This window comes from Micromonospora maritima, assembly GCF_902825405.1.
Lineage (GTDB): Bacteria > Actinomycetota > Actinomycetes > Mycobacteriales > Micromonosporaceae > Micromonospora > Micromonospora maritima.
Window position 1 is genome coordinate 1 of record NZ_CADEAU010000481.1, and the last position, 3,922, is coordinate 3,922.

Below are 3,922 nucleotides of genomic sequence, written 5' to 3' on the forward strand. Positions count from 1 at the left end.
CAGGCCGGGGGAGGCGTCGACGAGCGCGGCCAGCGCCGGCGGGTCGACCGCCAGCACCACGTGCGCGGCGTCCCACACGTCGCCGTCCGCGCCGGTCACCCGCCACCCCTCCGGGGTACGGTCCAGCCGGGCCGCCGGAACGCCGGTGCGCACCCGGCCGCCGTGCTTCTCCACGTACCGGGTCAGCGGCTCCCAGATCGCCGTCGCGTAGTCCTCGTCCGGGCAGTCGAAGGCCAGGCCCTCCGGATTGCCCAGCAGGTAGAAGTGGAACTGGGCGATCATCTCGGCGGCGGACATCTCCGCCTCGTGGTTGAAGAACGAGTGCGAGAAGACCTCGAAGAGCATCGCCCGGGCCCGGTCCGGCAACCGCAGCGAGGTGAGCAGCTCGTCGGCGGTCCGCTCGTCGAACTCGGCGTAGGTGCGCACCGGGTCGTAGGTGAGCAGCGGCAACGCGGCGTCGCGGTCCATCGACCGCAGGTCCGCCAGGCGCAGGCTCGGGCTGCGCAGCAGCAACGCCAGCAGGTTGGCCGGCGGGGCCGGCGGCAGCTTGCCGAACTCCTCGGTCGGCCACTGCGCGGACAGGATCGGATAGCCCGGGATCGGCTTGAGGAAGCCCAGCGTCGGGTCGATCCGGCGCAGGATCGAGCGCCAGTTCCAGTACTGCCGGAAGAAGGCGTGGAAGCCGTGCTCGTTGCGCTGGGCGCCGTCCGGCAGCTCCTCCGGCCAGGCGCCGAGCCGGCCGCCGAGGTGCGGCGCGGCCTCCAGCACGGTCACCTCCACCCCGCGCTCGGCCAGCACCACCGCCGCCGACATGCCGGCGATGCCGCCGCCCACCACCAGCGCCGACACCGGTCGCGGCACGCGCGGGGCGCCCCCGCCGCCCGGGTCCACCACGTGCTCACGTACGCCGATAAGGCGACCTACCACTTGCGACAGACTCACGGGGGCATCCTCCAGTCGGCGGTCCCCCCAGTCTGCCCGAGGTGAAAGGAGGGGGCCCTTTTTAACGCATACGGATGTGCGGGGCCCCTTCTTAACGCCCGGCGGTCCACGCCCCGCGGGCGCCGCGCTCGCACGCGGGGGCAGGTGTTAACAAGGGGCCCTTCCTCTACCGGAGGCGTTAACAAGGGGCCCTTCCTTTCACTGCAGGCAGCGGCGGGGGCGGTCGGAGGGGGGCCAGACGTACTCCAGGTCCGGGGAGACGTCGGTGAACAGCGGGGCGTAGTGGGCGGGGTCCTTGCGCAGCAGCGACGAGCGGTGGCTGCGGTGCAGGTCGTCCCGGCCCAGCCAGGGCGGCAGCTCGCCGGCCGAGGCCAGCTCCTCCTGGGTGCGGATCACCGCGATGCCGCAGGCGGCGGCGAGGTCGGTGGCGAGCGTGCCGGCGCAGGTGTCCGCCCGCCCCGGCTCGCACCAGACCGCGCACATGTCCAGCCCGTACCGGGTCAGGGCCTCCTCGTACCCGGCCCACATCTTCACCGCGGGATGGTTGCGCCAGCCGTAGTCCGGGCGGGTCAGGCCGCGCAGCACCTGGATGGTCTCCACGCGCTGCTTGCCCAGCCGCTTCTGGTCCAGGGTCCGGGCGCTGGCCAGGAAGTCCGGATACGGCAGGAACGTCTGCATGGCGGTGCTCTACCCGTACCCGGCGACGCCATGCGTTCATGATCGAGGGGCTGCGCCCACCGCGAGCGGCTGACTACGATCCGGGCATGGCCGAGCCCCTGCGCGACCGCGCGCGCCGCGCGACCGGCTGGCGGCTCCGGATGAACGGTGACGAACGACCCCACTTCGTCGTCTGCGGCTCCGACCCGCTGGCCTACTGGGTGGTCCGCGCGCTGCTCGCCACCGACGGGGCGCACGGCCAGGTGCGGGTCACGCTCGTGGTGCCGGAGCGCCGCCGGTCCGAGGGTCCGGACGGGCGGGACGTGCCCGGGGTCCGGGTGGTGCGGGCCGACCGGCTCGACGAGGCCGCGTTCCGCCGGGCCGGACTGGCCGACGCGGCCGGGCTGGCCCTGCTGCACCAGGACGACGTGGGCAACATGCACGCCGCGCTCTGCGCCCAGGAGGTCGAGCCCCGGCTGCGCCTGGTGGTCCGGATGTTCAACACCAACCTGGCCGACGGGCTGCGGCAGCTCTTCCCCGACTCGGCGGTGCTCTCCGACGCCTCGATGGCCGCCCCCGCGTTCGTCGCCGCCGCGCTGGGCGAGCTGGCCCCCACCCACTTCCGGCACGCCGGCCGCACGCTCTACGTGGCCCGCCGCGCCGACGTACGCCCGCAGGACGTGGTCTGCGGCCTGGCCGTCACCGACGATCCCGAGCTGGTCCGGGTGCTCCCCGCCGACGAGGCGGCGGCCGACGTGGTGCTCGCCGAGGCGACCGGCCAGCCGCCCGGCACCGAGCTGGCCGCCCGCCGGCTGGTGCGGGCCCGGCGGCGCCGGCAGCCGGTCGAGGTGCTGCTCCGCGCGCTCCGCAGCTTCGCCACCCGCAAGATCGGCATCGCGGTGCTGGTGCTGCTCGGGGTGATCGCGGTGCTCGGCTGGCTCAACGCGCGGGCCGCCGAGGTCAACTGGAGCGAGGCGCTCTATCTCACCCTGGTCACCACGCTCAGCGGCCAGGACCCGGACGTCAACAAACCGGTCGCCGCCCAGGTCATGCAGGTGGTGCTCAACCTGGCCGGGCTGGCGCTGATCCCGCTGATCACGGCCGCCGTGGTCGACGGCATCGTGAACGCCCGGCTGGCCCTGCACGCCGGCCGGATCCAACCCGACCGGTCCGGCCACGTGGTGGTGGTCGGGCTGGGCAACATCGGCACCCGGGTGATGGCGCAGCTGCACGACTTCGGGGTCGAGGTGGTGGCCATCGACCGGAGCGCGGAGGCACGCGGCGCCGCGCTCGCGCACCGGCTGGGGGTGCCGCTGATCGTCGGCGACGCCGGCCGGGAGGAGACGTTGCGTTCCGCCTCGGTGGACACCTGCCAGGCGCTGGTGGTGGTCTCGACCGACGACGGGACGAACCTGCGCGCCGCGTTGATCGCCCGCTCCCTCGACCCCGACCTGCGGGTGGTGCTGCGGTTGTTCGACGGCGACTTCGCCGAGCGCATCCAGCAGGCATTCGGCATCGGCATCTCGCGCAGCGTGTCCTACCTGGCCGCGCCGTCGTTCGCGGCGGCCCTGCTGGACCGCGCGGTGATCGCCACCATTCCGGTCGACCGGCACGCGCTGCTGGTCACCGAGGTCCCGGTGGTGGCCGGCTCCCCGCTGGACGGGCGACCGCTGGGCTCGGTGGCCCGTCCGGGCGAGGTCCGCCTGCTCGCGCACACCCGCACCGGCCAGAAGGCCGACTGGTCCGTCGACCCGCGCATGGTGCTCCAGGCCGGCGACCGGCTCACCGTGGTGGCCCGGCGGGCCGGGCTGACCGCCCTGCTGCGGGAGACCACACCCCCGCCACCTCCCGCGCCGGCCGGGCCCCCTGCGCCGCGTGAGTCGGTGGAGTGAGCCTGCTCAGCGGTGGCGGAGGGCGTACCAGGCGGCGCCGAGGGCGAGCACACCGAAGCCGGCGAGCACGCTGGGCAGCGGCAGGCTGACGGCGAGCAGCAGGCAGCCCACCAGCCCCAGGGCGGCGAGCGCCCGCACCGGCAGCTTCCGCGCCGGGTCCCGCCCCAGCGTCAGCGCCGACGCGTTGGTGATCGCGTAGTAGACCAGCACGGTGCAGCTGGAGAAACCGATCGCGCCCCGGACGTCGCCGAGCGCCACCACGACGATCACCACGGCGGCCACGACCAGTTCGGCGCGGTGCGGCACCCGGTGCCGCGGGTGCACCGCCGCCAGCGCCGCCGGCAGGTCGTGGCGGCGGGCCATCGCCAGCGTGGTGCGGCCGACGCCGGCCAGCAGGGAGAGCAGCACCCCGGTGACCGCGACGGCCGCCC

At 74.7% G+C, this 3,922-nt stretch carries 4 protein-coding genes; 1 reads left to right on the plus strand and 3 read right to left on the minus strand.

Annotation, left to right across the window (positions count from 1 at the left end; all coding sequences use genetic code 11):
* Together HUW36_RS27465 and HUW36_RS27470 are read right to left on the minus strand one after the other, a co-directional pair.
* On the minus strand, positions 1-942 hold a 942-nt coding region (locus tag HUW36_RS27465), incomplete at its 3' end, for an FAD-dependent oxidoreductase (protein ID WP_174530790.1).
* Positions 943-1,140: 198 nt separating this feature from the next.
* Positions 1,141-1,620 carry an MSMEG_6728 family protein gene (locus HUW36_RS27470; RefSeq protein WP_174530791.1) on the minus strand — a complete coding sequence of 160 codons (480 nt, stop codon included), beginning with the start codon at positions 1,618-1,620 and terminating at the stop codon, positions 1,141-1,143.
* A gap of 86 nt (positions 1,621-1,706) precedes the next feature.
* On the opposite strand from HUW36_RS27470, the gene HUW36_RS27475 reads away from it, so the two are divergent.
* The gene (locus tag HUW36_RS27475; protein WP_425487270.1) at positions 1,707-3,491 is read left to right on the plus strand and encodes a potassium channel family protein; all 1,785 of its coding nucleotides are present in this window, start codon (positions 1,707-1,709) and stop codon (positions 3,489-3,491) included.
* 6 nt (positions 3,492-3,497) lie between these two features.
* Here HUW36_RS27475 and HUW36_RS27480 read toward each other — a convergent pair.
* The coding region (locus HUW36_RS27480; RefSeq protein WP_343044370.1) for an amino acid permease at positions 3,498-3,922 on the minus strand (425 nt) is incomplete at its 5' end.

Excerpts from the sequence above, each read along its gene's own strand:
- HUW36_RS27470 (WP_174530791.1), bottom strand. The coding sequence starts at position 1,620 with ATGCAGACGTTCCTGCCGTATCCGGACTTCCTGGCCAGCGCCCGGACC.
- HUW36_RS27475 (WP_425487270.1), top strand. The coding sequence starts at position 1,707 with ATGGCCGAGCCCCTGCGCGACCGCGCGCGCCGCGCGACCGGCTGGCGG.